The 20,983-nt window shown below is 76.4% G+C and carries 17 protein-coding genes; 8 read left to right on the plus strand and 9 right to left on the minus strand.

The genetic code is table 11. The features are described 5' to 3' along the window. Window positions 1-184 precede the first annotated feature (184 nt). The 3 genes from ACI79U_RS18905 to ACI79U_RS18915 all read left to right on the plus strand — a co-directional run bounded on the left by ACI79U_RS18905 (window position 185) and on the right by ACI79U_RS18915 (window position 4,547). The gene (locus tag ACI79U_RS18905; RefSeq protein WP_457070729.1) at window positions 185-1,840 is read left to right on the plus strand and encodes a protein kinase domain-containing protein; all 1,656 of its coding nucleotides are present in this window, start codon (window positions 185-187) and stop codon (window positions 1,838-1,840) included. A 110-nt stretch (window positions 1,841-1,950) separates the two neighbouring features. Continuing rightward, on the plus strand, window positions 1,951-3,519 hold the full coding sequence (locus tag ACI79U_RS18910) for a protein kinase domain-containing protein (protein WP_457070731.1): 1,569 nt from the start codon (window positions 1,951-1,953) through the stop codon (window positions 3,517-3,519). A 173-nt stretch (window positions 3,520-3,692) separates the two neighbouring features. After that, entirely contained in the window at window positions 3,693-4,547 is an 855-nt protein-coding gene (locus ACI79U_RS18915) for a formate/nitrite transporter family protein (RefSeq protein WP_457070733.1), read from the plus strand. A gap of 82 nt (window positions 4,548-4,629) precedes the next feature. Here ACI79U_RS18915 and ACI79U_RS18920 read toward each other — a convergent pair whose 3' ends face one another. Next, a complete protein-coding gene (locus ACI79U_RS18920) occupies window positions 4,630-4,872 on the minus strand; it encodes a hypothetical protein (RefSeq protein WP_457070735.1) in 243 nt (80 codons plus the stop codon). 95 nt (window positions 4,873-4,967) lie between these two features. Here ACI79U_RS18920 and ACI79U_RS18925 point away from each other — a divergent pair, with 95 nt between their 5' ends. Beyond that, complete coding sequence (locus ACI79U_RS18925; RefSeq protein WP_457070738.1) at window positions 4,968-6,008, plus strand: glutathione S-transferase family protein; 1,041 nt, start codon at window positions 4,968-4,970, stop codon at window positions 6,006-6,008. A 51-nt stretch (window positions 6,009-6,059) separates the two neighbouring features. Continuing rightward, a complete protein-coding gene (locus ACI79U_RS18930; protein WP_457070740.1) occupies window positions 6,060-6,884 on the plus strand; it encodes a hypothetical protein in 825 nt (274 codons plus the stop codon). Here ACI79U_RS18930 and ACI79U_RS18935 read toward each other — a convergent pair. After that, on the minus strand, window positions 6,874-8,010 hold the full coding sequence (locus tag ACI79U_RS18935) for an ATP-grasp domain-containing protein (RefSeq protein ID WP_457070742.1): 1,137 nt from the start codon (window positions 8,008-8,010) through the stop codon (window positions 6,874-6,876). The two genes, ACI79U_RS18930 and ACI79U_RS18935, sit on opposite strands and share 11 nt — an antisense overlap. 98 nt (window positions 8,011-8,108) lie before the next feature. Continuing rightward, a complete protein-coding gene (gene murJ / locus ACI79U_RS18940; protein ID WP_457070744.1) occupies window positions 8,109-9,695 on the minus strand; it encodes a murein biosynthesis integral membrane protein MurJ in 1,587 nt (528 codons plus the stop codon). 207 nt (window positions 9,696-9,902) lie between these two features. On the opposite strand from murJ, the gene ACI79U_RS18945 reads away from it, so the two are divergent. Then, the gene (locus tag ACI79U_RS18945; RefSeq protein WP_457070746.1) at window positions 9,903-10,526 is read left to right on the plus strand and encodes a hypothetical protein; all 624 of its coding nucleotides are present in this window, start codon (window positions 9,903-9,905) and stop codon (window positions 10,524-10,526) included. Window positions 10,527-10,568: 42 nt separating this feature from the next. On the opposite strand, the gene ACI79U_RS18950 is transcribed toward ACI79U_RS18945, so the two are convergent. Beyond that, window positions 10,569-10,757, minus strand: coding sequence for a hypothetical protein (locus ACI79U_RS18950; RefSeq protein ID WP_457070748.1), 189 nt, complete (start codon window positions 10,755-10,757; stop codon window positions 10,569-10,571). Between the two features lie 119 nt (window positions 10,758-10,876). Between ACI79U_RS18950 and ACI79U_RS18955 the strand changes: the two genes are divergently transcribed. Both ACI79U_RS18955 and ACI79U_RS18960 read left to right on the plus strand, forming a co-directional pair. Continuing rightward, window positions 10,877-11,302, plus strand: coding sequence for a DUF1810 domain-containing protein (locus tag ACI79U_RS18955; protein WP_457070750.1), 426 nt, complete (start codon window positions 10,877-10,879; stop codon window positions 11,300-11,302). A gap of 230 nt (window positions 11,303-11,532) precedes the next feature. Then, on the plus strand, window positions 11,533-13,839 hold the full coding sequence (locus ACI79U_RS18960; RefSeq protein WP_457070752.1) for a HelD family protein: 2,307 nt from the start codon (window positions 11,533-11,535) through the stop codon (window positions 13,837-13,839). A gap of 87 nt (window positions 13,840-13,926) precedes the next feature. Here ACI79U_RS18960 and ACI79U_RS18965 read toward each other — a convergent pair whose 3' ends face one another. The 5 genes from ACI79U_RS18965 to ACI79U_RS18985 all read right to left on the minus strand — a co-directional run bounded on the left by ACI79U_RS18965 (window position 13,927) and on the right by ACI79U_RS18985 (window position 20,982). Next, window positions 13,927-14,910, minus strand: a complete 984-nt coding sequence (locus ACI79U_RS18965) for an Acg family FMN-binding oxidoreductase (protein WP_457070754.1) — start codon at window positions 14,908-14,910, stop codon at window positions 13,927-13,929. Between the two features lie 97 nt (window positions 14,911-15,007). After that, entirely contained in the window at window positions 15,008-17,257 is a 2,250-nt protein-coding gene (locus ACI79U_RS18970; RefSeq protein ID WP_457070756.1) for a SpoIIE family protein phosphatase, read from the minus strand. Window positions 17,258-17,264: 7 nt separating this feature from the next. Further along, entirely contained in the window at window positions 17,265-18,074 is an 810-nt protein-coding gene (locus tag ACI79U_RS18975; protein ID WP_457070758.1) for an alpha/beta fold hydrolase, read from the minus strand. 52 nt (window positions 18,075-18,126) lie between these two features. Next, window positions 18,127-19,377 (minus strand): cytochrome P450, encoded by a 1,251-nt coding sequence (locus ACI79U_RS18980; RefSeq protein ID WP_457070760.1) that lies wholly within the window; start codon window positions 19,375-19,377, stop codon window positions 18,127-18,129. 54 nt (window positions 19,378-19,431) lie between these two features. Next, a complete protein-coding gene (locus ACI79U_RS18985; RefSeq protein ID WP_457070762.1) occupies window positions 19,432-20,982 on the minus strand; it encodes an SIR2 family protein in 1,551 nt (516 codons plus the stop codon). Window position 20,983: the final 1 nt, after the last annotated feature.

A 20,983-nucleotide genomic window follows, 5' to 3' on the forward strand; every position in this document is an offset into this window, starting at 1 on the left:
CCCCCCCCCCCCCCCCCCCCCCCCCCCCCCCCCCCCCCCCCCCCCCCCCCCCCCCCCCCCCCCCCCCCCCCCACGTGGGGGGCCTGACGGCGGGGCTCCCGCTGCCGCAGCTGCTGCGGGGTGGCAGGGTCGAGGGTCGGGCAACCGGCAGGCCGCCGGACGCCGACGACGACGGGAGGGCCGGGTGGAACCGACGGGCCGGCTGATCGATGGCCGCTACCAGCTGACCTCCCTGATCGCGACCGGCGGCATGGGCCAGGTCTGGCAGGCGCGGGACACCGTGCTCAACCGGGACGTCGCGGTCAAGGTGCTCCGCAGCGAGTACACCGGCGACCCCACCTTCCTGGCCCGCTTCCGCAGCGAGGCGCAGCTGTCCGCCGGGCTGGTCCACCCCAACATCGCCACGCTCTTCGACTACGGCGAGGTCCGCCCCCAGCACGCCGGCGACGAGCACCTGGCCTACCTGGTCATGGAGCTGGTCCGCGGGGAGTCGCTGTCCCAGCTGCTGCACCGCGAGCACCGGCTGGCCCCCGACCGCACCCTCGACGTGCTCCGGCAGTGCGCCGCCGGGCTGGCCGCCGCGCACGCCAGCGGCGTCGTGCACCGCGACGTCAAGCCCGGCAACGTGCTGCTCGGCACCGAGGGCACCGTCAAGCTCACCGACTTCGGCGTCGCCCTCTCCGCGGCCAGCGTCTCCCTCACCCAGACCGGCCAGGTCATCGGCACGGCGCACTACCTCTCCCCCGAGCAGGCGCAGGGCTCGCGAGCCACCCCGGCCAGCGACGTCTACGCGCTGGGCCTGGTCGGCTACGAGTGCCTCGCCGGGCGCCGCGCGTTCGACGCGGAGAGCTCGGTGCAGGTCGCGTTGATGCAGATCCGGGACACCCCGGCACCGCTGCCGGCCGACGTCCCCGAGCCGGTCCGCGCGCTCATCGCCGCGGCCATGGCGAAGGAACCGGCCCAGCGCATCGCCGACGGCGCCGCCTTCCGGGACGCCGTCGACGACGTGCGCGCCGGCCGGCCGCTGTCCGGGGCGCACGCCGCCGACCGCACCACGGTGCTGCCCGCGGCCGCGGACGAGACGGCGGTCCTGCCGCCGTCCTCGGGTGCCCGCTCGACCCCCGCCACCCGGGTCTTCGCGGCCCCGGTGCCGCCCGGCGGGGCCGGCGGGGGCGCCCGCCCGGCCGGGGCCGGCGGCGGTGCCCGGGCCGGGGCCTCCGGCGGCGGCGCCCGGCCGGCCCCGGCCGGTGCGCCGCGGCGGCGCTGGCGTGGGCGGCTGGCTGCCGCCGCACTGGGGCTGCTGGCCGTGGCCGCGCTCGTCTTCGGCGTCGTGCAGTTCGTCGACCGCCCCGCGACCGGGGACGCCGACCCCACGCCCGCGCCCACCGACACCGGCACCACCCCGGGGACGACGGCACCGGAGTCGCCGGAGACGGTCACCGTCACCGCCGCCGACCTGGTCGGCCGGCCGGTCGACGAGGTGCGGTCCGTGCTGGCCGGGCTCGGCCTGAACGTGGGCCTGGTGCCGCAGCAGAGCGACGACGTCGACCCGGGGCAGGTCATCTCGGTGTCCCCGACCGGCGAGCTGCGCCCCGGCAGCACCGTCACGGTCGTCCACGCGAGCGCCCCGGCGACGACCCCCGCGCCCACCGGCTCGCCCACGAGCACGCCGACCACCACCCCGGCCCCGCCGCCGGGCGAGGACGAGCCCGACGAGGACGAGGCGGACGAGGACGAGGGCGGCGGAGACGACCAGGGCACCGGGAACGGCGAGGGCAACGGCCAGGGCGGCGGAGAGGGCCAGGGCAACGGCAACGGACGGGGTCGCGGCGACGGCTGAGCGGCATCCGCGGCCGGTCCAGGCCCTCGGTTGCGGGAAGTTCCTGCGCCGGCGGTGACTCCTGCCCCAGGAGTCCCACACCACCGCGGCCGGGCAGGGAGGATCGGCCGGTGGAACCGAACGGTCCGCTCCTCGGGCGGCGCTACGAGCTGCTGACGCTGATCGCCTCCGGCGGCATGGGCCAGGTGTGGCGCGCCCGCGACACCGTGCTCGGCCGGGACGTCGCGGTCAAGGTGCTGCGCAGCGAGTACACGACCGACGCCACCTTCCTCGCCCGGTTTCGCGCGGAGGCCCAGCACTCGGCCGGCCTGGTGCACCCGCACATCGCCACGCTGTTCGACTACGGCGAGGTGCTGCCGGACGAGTCACCGCGCGGGGAGCACCTCGCCTACCTGGTGATGGAGCTGGTCCGCGGCGAGTCGCTGTCGGCGCTGCTGCGCCGGGAACGGCGGCTGCCGGCGGACCGCGCGCTGGCCGTGCTCCGGCAGTGCGCCGCGGGGCTGGCCGTCGCGCACGCCGCCGGCGTCGTCCACCGCGACGTGAAGCCGGGCAACGTCCTGCTCGCCGAGGACGGCGGGATCAAGCTCACCGACTTCGGGGTCGCGGTGTCCGCCGCCAGCGTGCCGTTGACCCGCACCGGGGAGGTCGTCGGGACCGCCCACTACCTCTCCCCCGAGCAGGCCGCCGGCACGCGCGCCACCCCGGCCAGCGACGTCTACGCCCTCGGGCTGGTCGGCTACGAGTGCCTCGCCGGGCACCGCGGGTTCGAGGGCGGGGACCCGGTGGAGGTCGCGCTCCGGCGGATCCGGGAGGTCCCCCCGCCGCTGCCCGTCGACGTCCCGGCGCCGGTGCGCCGGCTGATCGACCGGGCGATCGCCAAGGACCCCGCCGAGCGGTTCGCCGACGGCACCGCCTTCCGTGCCGCCATCGACGACGTCATCGCCGGCCGGCCCGTCGGGGGGCACGTCGCCGAGCCGCGGACGGCGGTGATGCCCGCGATCCGGATGACGGAACTGCCCGCGGTGCGCACCCCGGCCACCCCGGCGCCCCACGCCGTCGCACTCACCCCGGCCGGCGACGAGCCCGACGACGAGCCCGAGCAGCACGGGCGTCGCCGGCGGTTCGTGGTCGCCGCCCTGCTCACCTTCCTGCTCGCGACCGGCGGCACCTTCGGCGTGCTCGAGCTCGCGACCGACCGCGCCGACCGACCGGCCGCCGCCCAGCCGACACGCACCGCCGAACCCACGCACCCGACCCCGGTGGTGCAGCTGGTCTCGCTGTCGACCGTGGACTACGTGGGCCGGCCGGTCGCCGAGGTGCAGGCCGAGCTGGTCGGGCGTGGTCTGGTGGTGACCCTGCGGCCGTTGCAGACCGGCGACGTCCCCGACGGCCAGGTGATCGCGCTGGACCCGGCCGGCGAGGTGCTGCCGGGCGCCGCGGTGAACCTCCTGCACGCGGTCGCCCCGCCGCCGCCTCCCCCGCCGGCACCGGCCCCCGAGCCGGCGCCCACACCCACCCCGGCCGCCGCGCCGACGGAGGAGGCAGCCCAGCCCGAGGACGACGACCACGACCACGACGACGACCGCTGGTGGGAGCACCGGGACGACCGCTGGGACGACGACCGGGACGACGACCGCCGGTGGGACCGCCAGCGCGACGGCAGCGGCCGGCGCGACTGACCCCCCTGGCCGCCCGGTGGACGCGCCTCACCACCGGTGGCGCGGTCGGCATCCACGGGCCGGGCAGGCCCGCACCCGCCCGCTCACCGCGCGGGACGGCGCGGTGTCGGCGAGGCTGGTGTCCCCGGGGCCTGCGACCACAGGCCGGTCCGTCGACTCCCAGGAGGCATGCCTTGACCGCTCGGGATCCCAAGGAGATCGCCCAGGCCGCCGCCCAGACCGGCGCGAAGAAGACCCGCCGCAGCTGGGACAAGGTCCTGGTCAGCGGGTTCCTGGCCGGCGCCTACATCGCCTTCGGCGGGCTGGTCGCCATCGTCGTCTCGTCCGGGCTGGACCCGGCGACCTGGGGCACGCTGCCCACGCTGTTCACCGGGGCGACGTTCACCCTCGGCCTGGTGCTCGTGCTCATCGCCGGCTCCGACCTGGCCACCGGCAACATGGCCCTGGTCCCGCTGGGTGCGATGCGCGGCCGGATCAACTTCGGCGACGTCGCCAAGAACCTCTCCCTGGTGCTGCTCGGCAACCTGATCGGCGCGATGTTCGTCGCCTACTTCCTCGCCGTGCAGACCGGCGTGATCGGCAGCTCCGGTGCCAGCGGCAGCGCCGGCCTCACCTACGAGCGGCTGGCCTCGATCTCCGAGGGCAAGGCGCTGGGCGAGACGGCCTGGCAGACCTTCCTGCGCGCGGTGGGCTGCAACTGGCTGGTCTGCCTCGCGGTGTGGATGTCGCTGGCCGCCAAGACCGTCTCGGGCAAGATCCTGGCGATCTTCTTCCCGATCATGGCGTTCGTGGCGATGGGCTTCGACCACGTCATCGCCAACATGTTCTTCCTGCCCGCGGCCATCTTCGCCGGCGTCCCGGACATCGGCTGGGACGACGCGGGGCTCAACTGGCTCCTCGCGGGGCTGGGCAACCTGGTCGGCGCCGTCGTCTTCGTGTCGACCTCGTACTGGTACCTGTTCCTGCGCGACGAGCCCGAGCCGGAGTCCGAGGCCGACGCCGAAGCCCCGGAGGCCGAGCGCGCCTGAGACGGGCACAGACGCGGCACCGCCCCGGAACTCTCGGGGGCGTCCGGGGCGGTGCCGCCCCCCATCCACCGCCCGTGCCCGGTCAGTCCCCGGGGTCGACCCCGGGCCCGCGGCCGGCGGCGTCCTGCTCGCGGCGCAGCCGCAGCGACTCGACCAGGACGTACCCGAACACCACCGTCCAGGCGAAGCTCAGGAACGCCTCGCCCGGCTGCCCGTCGAGCAGCAGCCCGACCAGCCGGACGGCGTTGTAGAGCACGGCGACCGCGGCGGCGGCCTGCACCCCGCGGTGGCCGAACCAGGGCGGGCGGAACGGTGCGGCGGCCATCGCACCAGGCTAGACGTGACCAACCCGACGCGACCGCCGGCCGCGGGGGGCCCGGTCGGCGAGCGGGACGGCGGGCCGTCGGCGAGGCTGGGGCGGTGAGCACCTCGAAGAGCGGCAGCGGCTATGTCGAAAAGGGCCAGGACTACCAGCGCGACCAGAACTACATCACCGACCGGATCACCGCCGACGGCTCCAGCGGCTGGCCGGTCGAGGCCGGGCGCTACCGGTTGGTGATCGCGCGGGCGTGCCCGTGGGCGAACCGGGCGGCCATCGTGCGCCGGTTGCTCGGCCTGGAGCAGGCCATCTCGATGGGCATCTGCGGGCCGACCCACGACGAGCGCAGCTGGACCTTCGACCTCGACCCCGACGGTCGCGACCCGGTGCTGGGCTACGAGCGGCTGCAGCAGGCGTTCCTCGCCCGCGACCCCGAGTACCCGCGCGGCATCACCGTGCCGGCGATGGTCGACCTCCCGACCAAGGCCGTGGTCACCAACGACTTCAAGCAGATGACGCTGGACTTCTCCACCGAGTGGTGGCAGTTCCACCGCGACGGCGCCCCCGACCTCTACCCCGAGCACCTGCGGGCGGAGATGGACGAGGTGATCGAGCGGATCTTCACCGAGGTCAACAACGGGGTCTACCGCTGCGGCTTCGCCGGCTCCCAGGACGCCTACGACAAGGCCTACGAGCGGCTCTGGACGGCGATGGACTGGCTGGAGGAGCGGCTGACCACCCGCCGCTTCCTGATGGGCGACACCATCACCGAGGCCGACGTCCGGCTGTTCACCACGCTGGCCCGGTTCGACGCCGTCTACCACGGCCACTTCAAGTGCAACCGGAACAAGCTCACCGAGATGCCGGCGCTGTGGGGGTACGCCCGGGACCTGTTCCAGACCCCGGGCTTCGGCGACACCACCGACTTCCCGCAGATCAAGGAGCACTACTACGTGGTGCATGCCGACATCAACCCGACCCAGATCATCCCGATGGGCCCGGACACGTCGGTCTGGCTGACCCCGCACCACCGCGAGGAGCTGGGCGGCCGGCCGTTCGGCGACGGCACCCCGCCCGGCCCGCCGATCGACGGCGAGGTCGTCCCGCCCGAGCACGGCCCGGGCGGCATCGGCCACCGCTGACCGTCCCGCCCGGCGCCCCACCAGCGGGGCGCCGGGCGCATGCTGTCGGACATGACCGGGCCGGTGTCCTCCGACGACGCCGGGCGACCCGCCCTCGACCTGCCCAGCGCCGGCCCGGAGCCGCTGCCCTGGGACACCGCGCTCGCCGCCGCATTGGGCTACGTCCGGGGACGGCGGCCACTGCGGTACCGCTCCCCCATCGAGCGCGAGGGCCGGTGGGTGCAGGTGGCGGCCTTCGGCCACGACCGGTTCGACGGACGGCCGGTGCCCGCCGGCCCGCTCGGTGACGACGACGTGCTGATCGCCGAGGGCCTGCACGGCCGGCTGGACCCCGTCGGCTGGGCCGCGGTGCGGCGCGCGCTGGACGACGTGCAGCCCACCGCCGCGGCGCTGGTGCGGCACGCGGCCGGGCGGGCGTTCTGGGAGCTGCCGGACGACGAGCTGTCCGTGCTCGGGGAGCCGCGCACCGTCGGGGCCCACCTCCGCACCCTCACCGAGCTGCCCGATCCGCAGCCGCGCTACGTGCTGGCCGCGCTGCACCACCGCCACCCCGAACTGGTGCCGTTGCTGGCCCGGGCCACCTGGCGACAGGCGATGCCGCACCTGCGGGAGGGCGACAGCGGCGTCGCGGCGGTCGCCCACCGGGAGCTGCGGGCCAACCCGCGGGCCTTCGCCGCGCTGGAGGACGCCACCCGGCTGCTGGGCGCGCCGATGACCCGGCTGCGGCTGCACGACCTGCTGGTCTGGCTGGCCGGCACCCTGCGGCTGGCCACCGCGGTGACGCTCGGCGAGGCGACCGAGGAGTGGCACCGGCACACCAGCGGCCCGCACCCCGGCGGCCGGCACCCGAGCGGACGGGCCGCGGTCAGCCGCTGACCGGCGCGGTCGGCTTCCGGCGGCCCCGCAGCCGGGATCCGACCAGCTCCACGGTGGGCCGGAGGTCGGTGAGGTCCCAGACGCTGGTGGTCGCCCCCGGCAGCCAGCGCAGCGTCGAGCCGACGTCGGCCAGCAGCCCACCGCGCCGCTCGACCGTCGCCCGGCGGAGGTCGCCGGCGGTCCACAGGAACCGGACGCCGGCGCGGGCGTCGGGCAGCGGCGGCAGCGGCTCGCCGAGGACCTGCCGCCCCCAGGCGTCCGCCAGGTTCGCCCCCGCGGCGTTGGCCAGCGCCATCGAGCCGAAGAAGCGCCCGTTGAGGTCGATGAGGTGCGGCACGCCGTCGCCGTCACGCAGGAACTGCAGCTCGACCAGCCCCGACCACCCCAGGTCCGCCAGCAGCGCGGTGGCCCGGCCGGCCAGGTCCTCCTCGACCGGCACCGTCTCCGCCCGGCAGGAGACGCCGGTGGGGGTCGGCCACAGCCGGGGCGAGCGCTGCTGCACCCGCCCGTGCAGCCGCCCGTCGGAGAACAACCCGATCAGCGCCATCAGCTCGCCGTCGACCGGCTGCTGCAGGACCGGCTCCAGCCCGGCGTCGCGGAGCAGCCCGACCCGGTCGGCCGCACGGGCGGCGTCCGGGTACCAGCGGGCCTCGATCCGGTGCTCGTGCCGGTGCTGCGGTCGCCAGTGCGCCCGGCTCTTGACGACCACCGGCCCGGACCACCCGGCCACGGCATCCGTGGAGGCCGGTTCGGTGCGCGGCGCGGCCAGGCCGGCCGCCCCGGCGCGGTCGCCCAGCCCGACCTTGTCCAGCGCCGCGGCCACCACCTCCGCCCGCGGGTGCGCCACCACGGTGGGCACCTCGTCCCGGTGCACGGCGAGCGCCGCCATCCAGTCGTCACCACCGCCGAAGACGACGTCGTACCCGCCGTCGGCCACCGCGCGCCGCACCCCGTCGAGGAACTGCCGGCAGTCCCCGCGCGGCCGGGGCACCACGTGCCGGCGAGCGCACGCCCGGGAGGTGGTCACCATCCCGGCCCCGTCCGGGGTGCCCACCCCGACGTCCCACCCCGCCCGGTGCAGGGCACGGACGGCGGCGAGCGATCCGCGGGCCCGCGCTGCGGTCACGACGAGTGCTCGTCTGGCGGAGGGCATCCCCCGACGCTAACAACGCGGGTCCGCTCCGTCGCCCGGGAGATGCGGACACGCGGCGGGTACCGGCCGGATCAGGTCCGGCTGCGGCGCAGCCGGGGCAACGTGCGCAGCTCGGCCAGTTCCGGGGCCCGCAGCAGCACCAGCACCGCCAGGTAGCCGGCCACGACCGTCCCCCCGGCGACGGTCAGGCGCACGAGGGAGCCCACCACCCCGTCACCGTCGGGACCGATGCCCGCCAGCGCCGCGGCCGCGAGGAGACCACCGGCCAGCGCCGCCCCGCCCAGCCGGACCACCGACCCGGACAGCGCGGACAGCGTGACCCCGGCGTGCCGACGGGCGAGCAGGACCAGCCCGAGCGCCGCCGCGACCAGCAGGGACAGGCTCGTCGCCGCCGCGATGCCGGCGATGCCGAACGCCAGGCCCAGGGTGAGGTCGCCGACGACGTTGACCGCCATCGCCACCAGCGCCACCACCGTCGGGGACCGGCGGTCGCCCACGGCGAGGCTGGCCCGCGACGCGATCGAGCGCAGCGCCATGCCCAGCGCCGCCGCGGCGTACCAGACGGCCGCCGTGGTCGTCGCCGCGATCGCCGCCGCGTCGAAGTCGCCGCGCCCGAAGGCCAGCTCCACCAGCGGCCGCGCCGCCACGACGAGGACCGCGGTCACCGGGGCCAGCACCAGCAGCATGACCCGCAGCGCCCGGTCCACCAGCCCGCGCAGCTCGGCCCGGCGCTCGGGGCCGCCGGCCGCGCTGAAGGCGGGGTACAGCGCGGCGACCACGGTCGCCACCAGCAGCGACTCGACCAGGCTCACCACCCGGAAGCCCAGGTTGAGCGAGGTGATCACGCCCTCCCCCAGGCTCGAGCCCACCGCGCGGTCGACCAGGGTGTTGACGTTGACCACCGCGCTGCCCACCAGCAGCGGCGGGGTCAGTCGGAGCACCTCACGCACGTCCGGGTCGCGCAGCGCCAGGCGCGGGCGCAGCCGGATCCCGGCGGCCCGCACGGCGGGCAGCTGGGTCAGCAGCCGGACCGCCGAGCCCACCACGAACCCGACCGCGAGGGCCTCGGCGCCCCAGCGGGGGCCGAGCCACACCGCGGCGCCGATCATCACCAGGTTGAACGGGACCCCCTGGACGCCGGAACCGAAGAAGCGACCGTGCGCCTGGGCCGCCGCGGCGAGGATGTCGGTGCCGGCGATGAACAGCGCGGCCACCAGCACGATCCGGGTCAGCTCCACGGCCAGGGCCGCGGTCTCCTCGTCGAACCCGGGCGCGAGCACCGCGACCACCTGCTCGGTGCCCACCAGCACCAGCCCCGCGCCCGCGACGAGGGCCAGCACGGCGAGCGTGAGCACCGTCTGCACGGTCCGGCCCGCCCGCTCCCGCTCGCCGTCGGCCGCCGCGCGACTGACCGGCGGCACGACCGCGCGGGCGAGCGCCCCGGCGACGAGCGCGAGCACCAGGTTCATCACGCCCTGGGAGACCAGGTAGGCGTCCAGCGCGGCACCGGCACCGAAGACGGCGGCGATCACCGCGTCCCGCACGAAGCCGAGCACCTGGCTGACCGCGGTCAGCGAGACCAGCAGCGTGGCCGCCCGGGCGATGCCCCGGCCCGGGCCACGGGTCGCCCCACCTCGGGCGCCCGGGCTGGTGGTCATGGCGCTCCATCATCCGGGTCGGCGTCCGCCCCGGGCGGGACACCCCTACCCGTCGCACCGTGTCGGTGCCCGCGCAGCTCGTGACGCAACGCCGCGGGTGCGGACCGGCGAGGACGCCCGAGGTGCCCCGCCCGCGCACCGGCGAGGACAGTCCAGCTCCTCGCGGCGACGTGGCCGAGGCGTCGCCGCCCGGCGCGGAGGCCCGCCATGTTCGCCCGATCCACCACCGTGCGCGGCGACCCCGCCGCCATCGACACCGCCGTCGGCTACGTCCGCGACGAGGTGCTCCCGGCCATCGAGCCGATGACCGGCTGCGTCGGGCTCTCCCTGCTGACCAACCACCGCAACGGGCGCTGCATCCTCACCAGCGCCTGGGACGGCGCGGACGCCCTGCAGGCCAGTGCGGAGGGCACCCGGAGCTTCCGCGCCCGGTTCGGTGAGCTGGTCGGCGCGGTGCCGCTGGTCGCCACCTGGGAGATCGCGGTGATGCACCGGGTCCGACCGGCCGGCGAGGGCGCCTGCTGCCGGGTGGTGCGCGGCGCGCTGCACGAGCCGGCCGCGATGGACGACGTGCTCGGCGCCGTCCGCACCAGCCTGCTCCCGCGTCTGGAGGAGCTGCCCGGCTTCTGCAGCGTCAGCTTCCTGGTCGACCGGCTCGCCGGGCGCACCACGTCCACGGTCACCTATGCCGACCGCGCGGCGATGGCCCGGGCGGTCGACCCGGGCGGTGCGCTGCGGGAGGAGTTCAGCCGGGCCAGCCGGACCACGGTCACGGAGGTCAGCGAGTACGCGCTGTCGGTGGCCCACCTGCGGGTGCCCGAGACCGTGTAGGTCCCCGGCAGCCCGGGCAGCTCACCGGTCGGGCGCCGGGGATCAGCCCCCGCCGCCGTCCTCCCCGCCGCCGTTCTCCCCGTCGAGCGTGTCCGGGCTGATGGTCTCCGGCACCTGCACCGGTGGGATCTCCACCTCCGGGTCGGCCGGGACGTCCTCGGACCCGCAGCCGGCCAGGCCCAGGCCGGTGGCCAGCACCAGCCCGGCCAGCGTCTTCGTCGTGGTGCGCACGATCGGCTCCTCTCCCGGGACCGCGGGTCGGCCCGCCCTCGACCCTGTGATGCCCGCCACCGGGTCGGGCATGCGCTGGGTACAACTCCCGGCGATGGAGCGGCGGGAGAATCCCCCGCATGAGCCCGGACCCGTTCGACCTGCAGCGCTTCGTCGACGCCCAGGACAGCGGCGGCGCCTACCCGCAGGCGCTGGCCGAGCTGCGTGCCGGCGCCAAGCGCAGCCACTGGATGTGGTTCGTCTTCCCGCAGGTCGCCGGGTTGGGGCGCAGCCCGATGGCGCAGCGGTACGCGGTCGGCGGAGCCGAGGAGGCGCGGGCGTACCTGGCCCACCCGGTGCTGGGCCCGCGGCTGGTGGAGTGCGCCGAGGCGCTGCTCGACCTGGGCATCAGCGATCCGGTCGCCGTCCTCGGCGGGGTCGACGCGCAGAAGCTGCGCTCGTCGATGACCCTGTTCGCCGCCGTCGCGGAGCAGCCCGCGTTCGGCGCCGTCCTGGACCGGTTCTTCGCCGGCGACCGGGACGACGCCACCCTCACCCGCCTCTGATCCCCTCTCTTCGCCGACGTGGCCACGTCGGCGCAGGGGGGTGCGGGCGGGCGGACCCGCTCGGGGAAGATCGTCGGCCGCTGGCCGGAACACCGGCCGGCAGGGCATCGTTGGTCGCCGCGGACGGACCGGGTGGGCGGGGCGGACCGCGCCGCGCACCGCGGGGAACGACGGACAGCAGGGAGAGGCCCGAATTGTCGAGCTCACCGGCCGGGGTCGCGAGCGACCCCGTGCAGAGCCCCGATCGGCAGGAGGCCGAGCGGACGGCCGAGCAGCCGGCCGTCGCCGACCTGTACCGCCGGCTGGACGCCGCCCGCGAGCTGGCCGTGCTGCGGTTCCGCCAGGCGCTGGCGATGCCGGTGATCAACCCCCAGTCGCTGGGTGAGCGGGAGGCCGCGGCCCGGTTCCAGTCGGCCCGGATCACCGCCCTGGACGCCGCCGAGCACGGGCTGGTGATCGGGCGGCTGGACCGCGAGGCGGCGCCGCAGCCGCTGTACATCGGCCGCGTCGGGCTGCCGGCCGACGACCCGGCGGGCGACCCGGCGCTGGTCGACTGGCGGGCCCCGGCGTCCCGGCCGTTCTACACCGCCACCGCGTTCCGGCCCGAGGGCGTCGTCCGGCGCCGGCACATCCGCACCCGCGGGCGCACCGTCACCGCGGTCAACGACGAGGTGCTCACCGTCGACCCCGAGCGCGGCGACGGCCCGGAGCTCACCGGCGAGGCGGCGCTGATGGCCGCGCTCACCGCCGAGCGCACCGGCCGGATGACCGACATCGTCGCCACCATCCAGGGCGAGCAGGACGCGATCATCCGCAGCGACGTCCGCGGCGTGCTCGTCGTCCAGGGCGGTCCGGGCACCGGCAAGACCGCCGTCGCCCTGCACCGGGCCGCCTACCTGCTGTACACCCACCGGGAGCGGCTGGCCCGCAGCGGACTGCTCGTCGTCGGTCCGACGCCGACCTTCCTGCGCTACATCGCCGACGTGCTGCCGGCGCTGGGTGAGACCGGCGTGCTGCTCTCCGGGCTCGGGCAGCTGCGCCCCGGGCTGGACGCCCGCGGCACCGAGGCGCCCGAGGTGGCCGAGCTCAAGGGCCGGCTGGCGATGGTCGACGTGCTCAAGGCCGCCGTCCGGGACCGGGAGGTCGTGCCCCGCGGGGGGCGCGACCTGGTCGTCGACGGGGTGCGCATCGGGCTCCGGGGGCCCGACCTCACCAGCTGCCGCACCGTTGGCCGGCGTGCCTCGCGGATGCACAACCTGGCCCGCCCGGCGTTCGCCCGAGCCGTGATCGACCTGGTCACCGACCGGTTCCTCGGCCGGATCGGCAACGACGTGCGCGGCGCGGAGAGCCTGCTCTCGCGCCGGGACGTCGACGACGTGCGCCAGGAGATGGCTTCCGACGCCGGGGTGCGCGCGCTGATCGACGAGATGTGGCCGGTGCTCTCCCCCGAGCAGCTGCTGCGTGAGCTGATGGCCGACCCCGACCGCATCCGGCGGGTCACCAAGGGCTGGACCGACGAGGAGCGGGCGCTGCTGCACCGACCCGCCGAGGCCGCCGGCACGTCGACGGAGTGGACCCCGGCCGACGTGCCGCTGCTGGAGGAGCTCGACGAGCTGCTCGGCCACGACGACAGCGCCGAGCGCGCCGCGGAGGCCCGGCGCCGACGGCAGGCACGCGACCACGCCCAGGAGACGCTGGACCTGCTCTACGGCTCGCGCTCGCACGACGCCGACGAGGACGAGGAGAGCGAGGAGCTCACCGCCGTCGACCTGCTGGACGCCGAGATGCTGGCCGACCGGGAGACCGAGGTCGACGTCCGCAGCGCCGCCGAGCGGGCCGCCACCGACCGCACCTGGACCTTCGGGCACGTCGTCGTCGACGAGGCGCAGGAGCTCTCCCCGATGACCTGGCGGCTGCTGGCCCGCAAGTGCCCGACCCGCTCGATGACCGTCGTCGGCGACCTGGCCCAGACCGGCAGCCTGGCCGGCGCCACCGACTGGGCGCAGGCGCTGGGCCCGCACGCGGAGGGGCAGTGGCGGCTGGCGCAGCTGACCGTCAACTACCGCACCCCGACGGAGATCATGGACGTCGCCGCCGACGTGCTGGCCGCCGGTGACGCGGTGACCGCCGCGCCGCGGTCGGTGCGCAGCACCGGCGTCCCGCCGACCGCCCACCGGGTGACCGACGACGCGCTGGCGGCCCGGACGGCGGAGATCGCCGCCGAGCTGGCCGCGCAGGGCGGCACCGCTGCGGTCATCGTCCCGCCCAGCCGGCAGGACGCCGTGGCCGCCGCGCTGCCCGGCGCGCAGACCGGGCCGGCCGCCGACTCCTCCCGCGGCACGGTGGTGCTGCTGCCGGTGGAGGCGAAGGGGCTGGAGTTCGACTCGGTCGTCGTCGTCGACCCGCAGGGCGTGCTGGACGAGGGCGTGCGCGGGCACAGCGACCTGTACGTGGCGCTGACCCGGGCCACCCAGCGGATGGCCGTCGTCCACCCGGGCGAGCTGCCGCCCGAGCTCTCCCGCCTCACCGACAACTGACCCGCGCGCCGAAGTGGCCACTCCGGCGAAAGGGTCGTGCGCGTCCTTCTCGCCGAAGTGGCCACTTCGGCGAGACAGGGCGGGCGATCAGGCGAGGGTGAGGACCTCGGCGACCGGGCGGCGGCCGCTGGAGACCGCCGTGCCCGAGGGGGCGCCCAGCCGCAGCAGCATCTGCGGGTGCCCGATCAGGTCCAGCCGGCGGGTCAGCCGGGCCCGTGCCCAGGACTGGTCCAGCGCCTGGGTGAGCGGTGAGGCGACCAGGCCTGCCTCGGTGAGCTCCAGCAGCAGCCGGCCCAGCGCCATCCCGGCCCGCACCCAGGCGGCGCGGTCGTCGGCCGTGGTGCCGAGCACCAGCACCGAGGGGTGCTCCACCGGCGGGGGCGGGTCGTCGTCGCCGGGCACGGTCACGGGGCCCGGCCGGGCGGTGCCGAAGTCGCGCACCGGCCAGTTCGACGCCCGCTGCTCACCGTCCGGGACGGCGGCGGCCGGCACCCCGTCGGGGGCGGACGCGTCGGTGCGGGTCCAGGCCCGCAGCTCCTCGAGGTAGGCCGGGTCGCGCTGCTCGGACTCCTCGGCCTCGCTCAGCAGGGTGGCGACCGCGGTCTCCTCCTCGCTGCGGCCGATCAGCTTCAGCCAGACGCCGTCCCGCCCGAGGGCACGCTCGAGCCGCTCCACCAGACCGTCCGGGAGCGGCTGCTCGAGGAAGCGGGCCCGGTCGGTGTGCCGCCGCTCGATCGCCTCGGCGGCGCGCTGGTCGGCGTCGCTGGGGCGGTGCTCACCGGTCACCCGGACGACGGCGATCAGCTCGGGGTCGGCCGGGTCGGGCAGCACGTCGACCTCCGCGGCGGCACCCAGGGCGGCCAGCGCGACCAGGGCGAACTCGACCGCCACGCCCACGCTGAGCACCTGCTGCCGGCCGGTCGGGTCGGTCGCCGGCAGTGCGCGCGACGGGTCGTGCCGCACCTCCAGCCGGTCGCCGTCCGCGCGGAAGGACCAGGGCTGGGTGTTGTGGATCGACGGTGCCCGCACCGCCCGCTCGACCACCTGCGTCCACCGGTCCGCGTCCAGCATGGAACTCCCCTCGTCGTGCGCCACCACTGCACTCTTCCCCGCGTCGGGGCGGCGGACACGGGTCGAAGGTCCCGCGCCCAACCGAGGCAGGGAGCGGTCAGCGATCACGGGTCAGGGCGAGCAGCGCGATGTCGTCGGCCCGGTGGGTGCCGGCCAGATCGGTGAGCAGCCGGTCGCACAGCTCGTCGGGGTCGGCGGTCGCGGTCCGTCCGGCGGCCACCCGCAGGCGCTCCAGCCCGGCGTCGATGTCGGTGCTGCGGCTCTCCACCAGTCCGTCGGTGAACAGCACCAGGGTGCCGCCGGGCGGGAGGACGCCGCGCCACTCCACCGGGGTCGACGGCGGCGCCCCGAGCATCCGGCTGGGCTGCACCGGCAGGAACTCCGCCCCGGCGTCGGTGACCAGCAACGGTGGCGGATGACCGGCCGAGGCGATCCGCAGCAGCCCGCTGGGCAGGTCGAGGGTGGCGAACAGCGCGGTGGCCATCCGCTGCAGCTCCAGCAGCGGCCAGCTGGCCTGCAACCGGTCGACCACCGCGCTCGGCGACGGGCTCTCCACCAGCAACGCCCGGTAGACGCTGCGCAGCTGGCCCATGGTGGCCGCGGCGGTGATGTCGTGGCCCACGACGTCGCCGACGGCGATCGCCACGTGGTCGCCGGGCAGCGGCGCCACGTCGTAGAAGTCCCCGCCGATCTCGACGCCGTGGGTGGCCGCCAGGTACCGCACCGCCACCTGCATGCCGGGCACCTGCGGCGGCGGCGGGGGCAGCAGGGTGGCCTGCAGGACGTGCGAGGTCCGTGCCTCCAGCTCGTAGCGCTGCGCCTTGGCCATCATCAGCGCCACCTGCAGCGCCAGCTGCTCGACGAGCTCGACGTCGGCGGCGGTCAGCGGACGACGGCGGCGGTCGGCGGAGATCGTGAGCACGCCCAGCGCCCGGCCCTCGGCGGTCAGCGGTACGCTGACCACCCCGGCCAGCTCCAGCGCCTGCACCGCGGCCAGCTCGGCGGGGTCGCGGACGACCCGGGCCAACCACTCGTCGGTGACCGTCGGGAACCAGCGGGTGCGGCCCTCCGCCAGCGCCGTCCGGGCGGGGTGGGGCAGCTCCCGCGCCGGGGGCGCCCAGGCGCGCAGCGCGTCGACCAGGTGCTGGCGGGCCGGGTCGCCGTGCCGGGCGACCACCCGGTGCATGCCGGCCTCGGTGACCAGGTCGAGCAGGCAGACGTCGGCCAGCTGCGGCACCACCATCTCCGCCAGCCGCTCGACGGTCTCGGTGACCCCGGTGGCCCGGGCGAGCAGCCGGGCGGCGTCGAGCAGGAACGCCGAACGCCCGGCCTGCCGCGCGGTCTCCTCGTGCAGCCGGGCCCGCTCCAGCGCCTGCCCCGCCTGGCGGCCCACCGTGGTCAGCAGGTCGACGTCGGCCACGCCGAGGGGCTGGTGGCCCACCGGCTCCTGCAGGCTGATCAGCTCGCCGTCCGGCTGACCGCCGAGCGCCACCAGCATGGCGCCCAGCGGGGTGTCGTCGGCGGTCACCGGGATGATGACCAGCTCGGTGTACCCGGCGGCGGCCGCTGCCCGGGCCAGCCGCGGCCAGGTCTGCGCCAGCTGCTCCCCGACCGGGACCGAGCGCACGCCCTGCGCCAGCACCAGCTGCGCCCGGCCGCCGACGGACTCGGTCAGCGCCGCGCAGACGTCCGCGTCGAGCTCCTCGCAGGCGGCCAGCTGGACGCGGACGTCGTCGGCGCGGCGGCCGCTGCGGTCCAGCAGCCACAGCCCGGCGCCGGCCGCGCGCACGGCCCGACGACCCCGGTGCACCACCACGGCGGCGGCGTCGGCGGTGGTGACCGCGGCGGCCAGCTCGACGACGAACTGCTGGAGGGTGCGGGAACGCAGCTCGGACTCCTCCGCGGCCCGCTGGGCGGCGAGCCGGTCGGCCTCGTACCGCCTGCGCATCGTCGCCTCGAACAGCGTGATCCGGACCAGCACCGGACGGTCGGCCGCGTCTCGGACCTCGACGGCGTGCGCCAGGCAGGGCACCGTGCCGCCGTCGGCCCGCTGCAGGTCCAGCGCCACCTCGCGGACCGCCCCCTGGGTGCGCAGCAACGGCACCAGGTGGGTCTGGATGAACACCCGGCCGCCCACGGTGAGCAGCTCGGCGAACCGCACGCCCAGCACGTCGCCGGCGGGCCGGCCGATCCACCCGCAGAAGGTCCGGTTGACCTGGACCACCGTGCCGTCGGGCACCATGGAGAGGTACCCGCAGGGCGCGTTCTCGTAGTACAGGTCGGCGGGGTCCTCGGCGAGCAGCCGGGCCAGCTCGCCGTCGGCGCGCGACCCGGTGTCGGCGCTCACCGGTGCCTCAACCGACCGACGCAGGCGTGAGGAACGAGCGGATCGCGGCGATCGTCTCCTCCGGGGCGCTCAGGTGCGGGCAGTGCCCGGTCGCCGACAGCCGGGTGAGCACGCTGCCGGGGATCGCCTCGTGCACGTACCGGCCCACCGCCTCCGGGGCGATGACGTCGTCGGTGCACTGCAGCACCAGCGTCGGCACCGTGACGCCGGGCAGGTCGGCGCGGTTGTCGGAGAGGAAGGTGAGCCGGGCGAAGCGGCGGGCCACCTCCGGGTCGGTGCGGCAGAAGCTCGCGGTGAGCTCGGCGGTCAGCTCCGGCCGCTCCGGGTTGCCCATGATGACCGGGCCCATCGCCGTCGACCACCCGGTGTGGTTGCTGTCCAGGGTGTCCAGCAGCTCGGCGATGTCGGCCCGGCTGAACCCGCCGGTGTACTCGCCGTCGTCGACGTACCGCGGGTTGGGCCCGACCAGCACCAGGGCGCCGAACAGCTCCGGTGCCTGCTGCTGGGCCAGCACGGCGATCATCGCGCTCACCGAGTGCCCGACCAGGACGACGTCGGAGAGCCCCAGCTCCCGGCAGAGGGTGACGACGTCGGCGGCGTGGCCGGCCAGCGACCCGTGCCGCTCGGGGTGCCAGGCCGAGGGGTCGGAGTCGCCGAACCCGACCAGGTCGAGGGTGACCACCCGGTGGTCGGTGGCGAAGTCGGGCACCAGGTGCCGCCACATCTCCTGGCTGCACCCGAAGCCGTGCACGAACACGATCGGCCGGGCCGCGGCGGGGCCGGCCACGCGGGGGTGGTTCCGCGCGCTCACGACCATGCGGACGACGGTACCCAGCGGCCGGGTTCCGCGACAGCCCGCCCCGAGCGGCTCAGCCCGGGCGGACGTCGGAGAGCACGACCCCGCTGGCCGGTCGGGCGGGGATGCGGCCCAGCGAGATCGACAGGTCCTGCTCGGGCAGCGTGTAGTCCAGCCCGGCCAGCCGCAGCACCAGGGCCGACAGCAGCGCGACGGTGATGTCCTCCCCGGGGCAGCGGTGCCCGGTGCGCGGGTCACCCGCGCCCTGCGGCACCAGCTCCCACTGGTCGATGTCGCGCACCCGGTCGCCGTCCAGGAACCGCTCGGGCCGGAACGCGAACGGCTCGGGGAAGAGCTCGGGGTCGTGGTTCTGTCCCCACAGGTCCAGCAGCACCATCGACCCGGCGGGCACCTGCGCGCCGTCGAACTCGACGTCCCGCGGGCTGCGCCCGCCGATGAACGGCGCGAACGGGTAGAACCGGCGCACCTCGTGGGCGAAGGCGACGGCGAAGGCGCGGTCACCGCTGCGCAGCCGCTCGCGGTGCTGCGGCCAGGTGTGCAGCGCGTGCGCGGCGAAGGCGACGAACCAGCAGACGGCGACGGTCGGCCGGATGACGTTGAGGATCTCGACCGCGGCGACGCGTGGCTCCAGCAGCTCCCCGTCGGAGTCGCGGTGCCGGGCGACGACGTCGACGACCGACCCCGATGGCACCGCGCGGGCGCCCTCCCGGACCTCCTCGACGATGCCGGCCAGCCAGCCCTCGCGACGCTGCCGCGCCCGGCGGGCCCGCCAGTGCCGCGGCGCGGCGGTGGCGAACCCGTCGATCTCGGTGGTCAGGTCCCGGGCCAGCGCGGGCACCTCGTCGTCCTCCACCGGGACCGCGGCCCAGTCGCACACCCCGCGGGTGATGACCCGGCTGACCTCGTCGATCAGCACGATCTCCCGCTGCTCGGCCCAGCGCGGCACGGCGGCGTCCCACGCCGCGCCGACCGCCGCCACCACCTGCCAGGCCGCCGCGGAGTCCATCAGCAGGTCGACGAACATGCCCTTGCGCACCCGGTGCGCCTCGCCGTCGAGGGTGTGCACCGCCCCGTGGCCGAACAGCGTGCTGACCACCGGCTCGGGCAGTGCGCCGCTGCGGCGCACGTTGTCCTCGTCGTACAGGAACCGCGCTCCCGCGGGTCCCTTGACCCCCAGCGTCCGGCGGAACATCACCCGGCTGTGCACGGTGTCCCGCCCGGTGGCACGCCGCCGGTCCGGGAACCAGGCGTAGCCCTTGGCGAGCATCGGGATGGTCTTGTCCAGGAGGGGCCTGCGGCTCATGAGGGTTGCTGTGCCCACCGGGAACCGCGTCGGAAACAGCCGTTCCACCGCGGGTCAGCCGGCGTCGGCCCGGCCCAGGTCGACCAGCAGCCGGCGGACCTCGTGCCCGGCCCAGCTGCGGCGGGTGCCGGTCGCCAGCGCCTCGGCCACCCCGCCCAGCGCGTCCGCCAGCTCCTCCTCCTCCGCGTCGAGCAGCCCCCGGTAGGCGGGGTCGAGCAGGTAGCCGGTGGGTCGGCTGGACAGGCAGCCGAGCAGGTCCAGCAGGATCTCCAGCCGGCGGGCGGCCTCCGGCCCGGGCGTGTCGGCGGGCGCCATCGCCACCGTGACGACGTCCTGCTCCCACAGCCGGGCGCGCACCGGGTCGGCCTGCAGGGACAGCACCGTGCCGGTGCGCCGGCGCGGGGACTCCCCCGGCCGGTGCAGCACGCTGCGCACCTGGTGGGCGATCCGGATCAGGTCGTCGTCCAGCATCGAGGTGCCGACGAACAGCACGTGCCGGGTGAGCAGGAGGGACTGCAGCACCCCGGCCAGCGCCGTCCGGTGGTCGCCGAACTCCAGGTACTGCTCGCGGGTGAGCACGATGCTGTCCGGGTGCGCGGCGTCCCCGTGCAGCTTGAGCAGCCAGGGGTCGCCGGCGGTCGCCTCGTCGAAGGGCAGCACCCGCAGTGGGCGGCCGACGTCGGCGGCGGCGAGCTCGACCAGCGGGTCGTAGTTGGTGGTGACGTACTCCCCGACCGGCAGCCCGGCGATCAGCGCGTGCGCCAGCGCGTAGGGCCCGGGGCCGAAGCGCTGCTGCACGTACCCGGTCAGCACGTCGCGGCCCAGCGACCGGGCGAGCAGCGCGGCGGCGTCCTGCGGTGGGAGGCCGGACAGCCCCGACCGCAGGGCGCCGGCCAGCCCGGCCTGCTCGGCGAGCTCGTCGAGCAGCACCTCCCAGGTGGGCAGCCCGGCGGCCGCGCTGACCCCCGCACCCAGGAAGACGGCGAGCGCCCCGTCGCGGGCGCGGCCGCCGAGCTCCTCGGCCACCGCGCGCAGCTCCTCCGGCAGCCGCCAGCCGCCGCCCTCGGCCCGGCGGACCCGCTGCGCGGCGGCCAGGTCGCTGGGCCGCCGCAGCACCAGGGCGACGTCGAAGCCGTGCTCCTCGGCGGCCGACCGCAGCACCGGGAGCAGCTGCTGCAGCAGCTCCCCGCGCCGTCCGGCCGCGCCACCCCACCCGGTGCCCAACGCCGGCAGCCCGACCAGCCGGCGGGCCCGGCCGTGGTCCGGTGCCTCGACCCGCCGGGCCGCGACGGCGGCCAGCGCCGCACGCGCGCCCTCGAGCAGCCAGGACAGCCGAGCGTCCTCGGCGCCCCGGCGGTCCCCGGAGTCCACCGTGTCGACCAGCCAGGCCCGGCGCGCGCCGCAGCCGGGCACCTCCTGCACCCGGTCGCCCCCGGTCCACCCGGCGACGCAGGCCCCCTCGGCGTCCCGGTCGCGCAGCGAGCCGTCCGGCAGCAGCGGCAGCCAGTCGGTGGTGACCCGGCCGGCGCAGTCGGTGGGCACCAGGACGTCGTCGCAGGACAGCCGGGTGAGGTCGGCCCCGACGACGAAGACGTGGCCGCTCATC

The organism is Modestobacter sp. SYSU DS0904, from assembly GCF_054051115.1.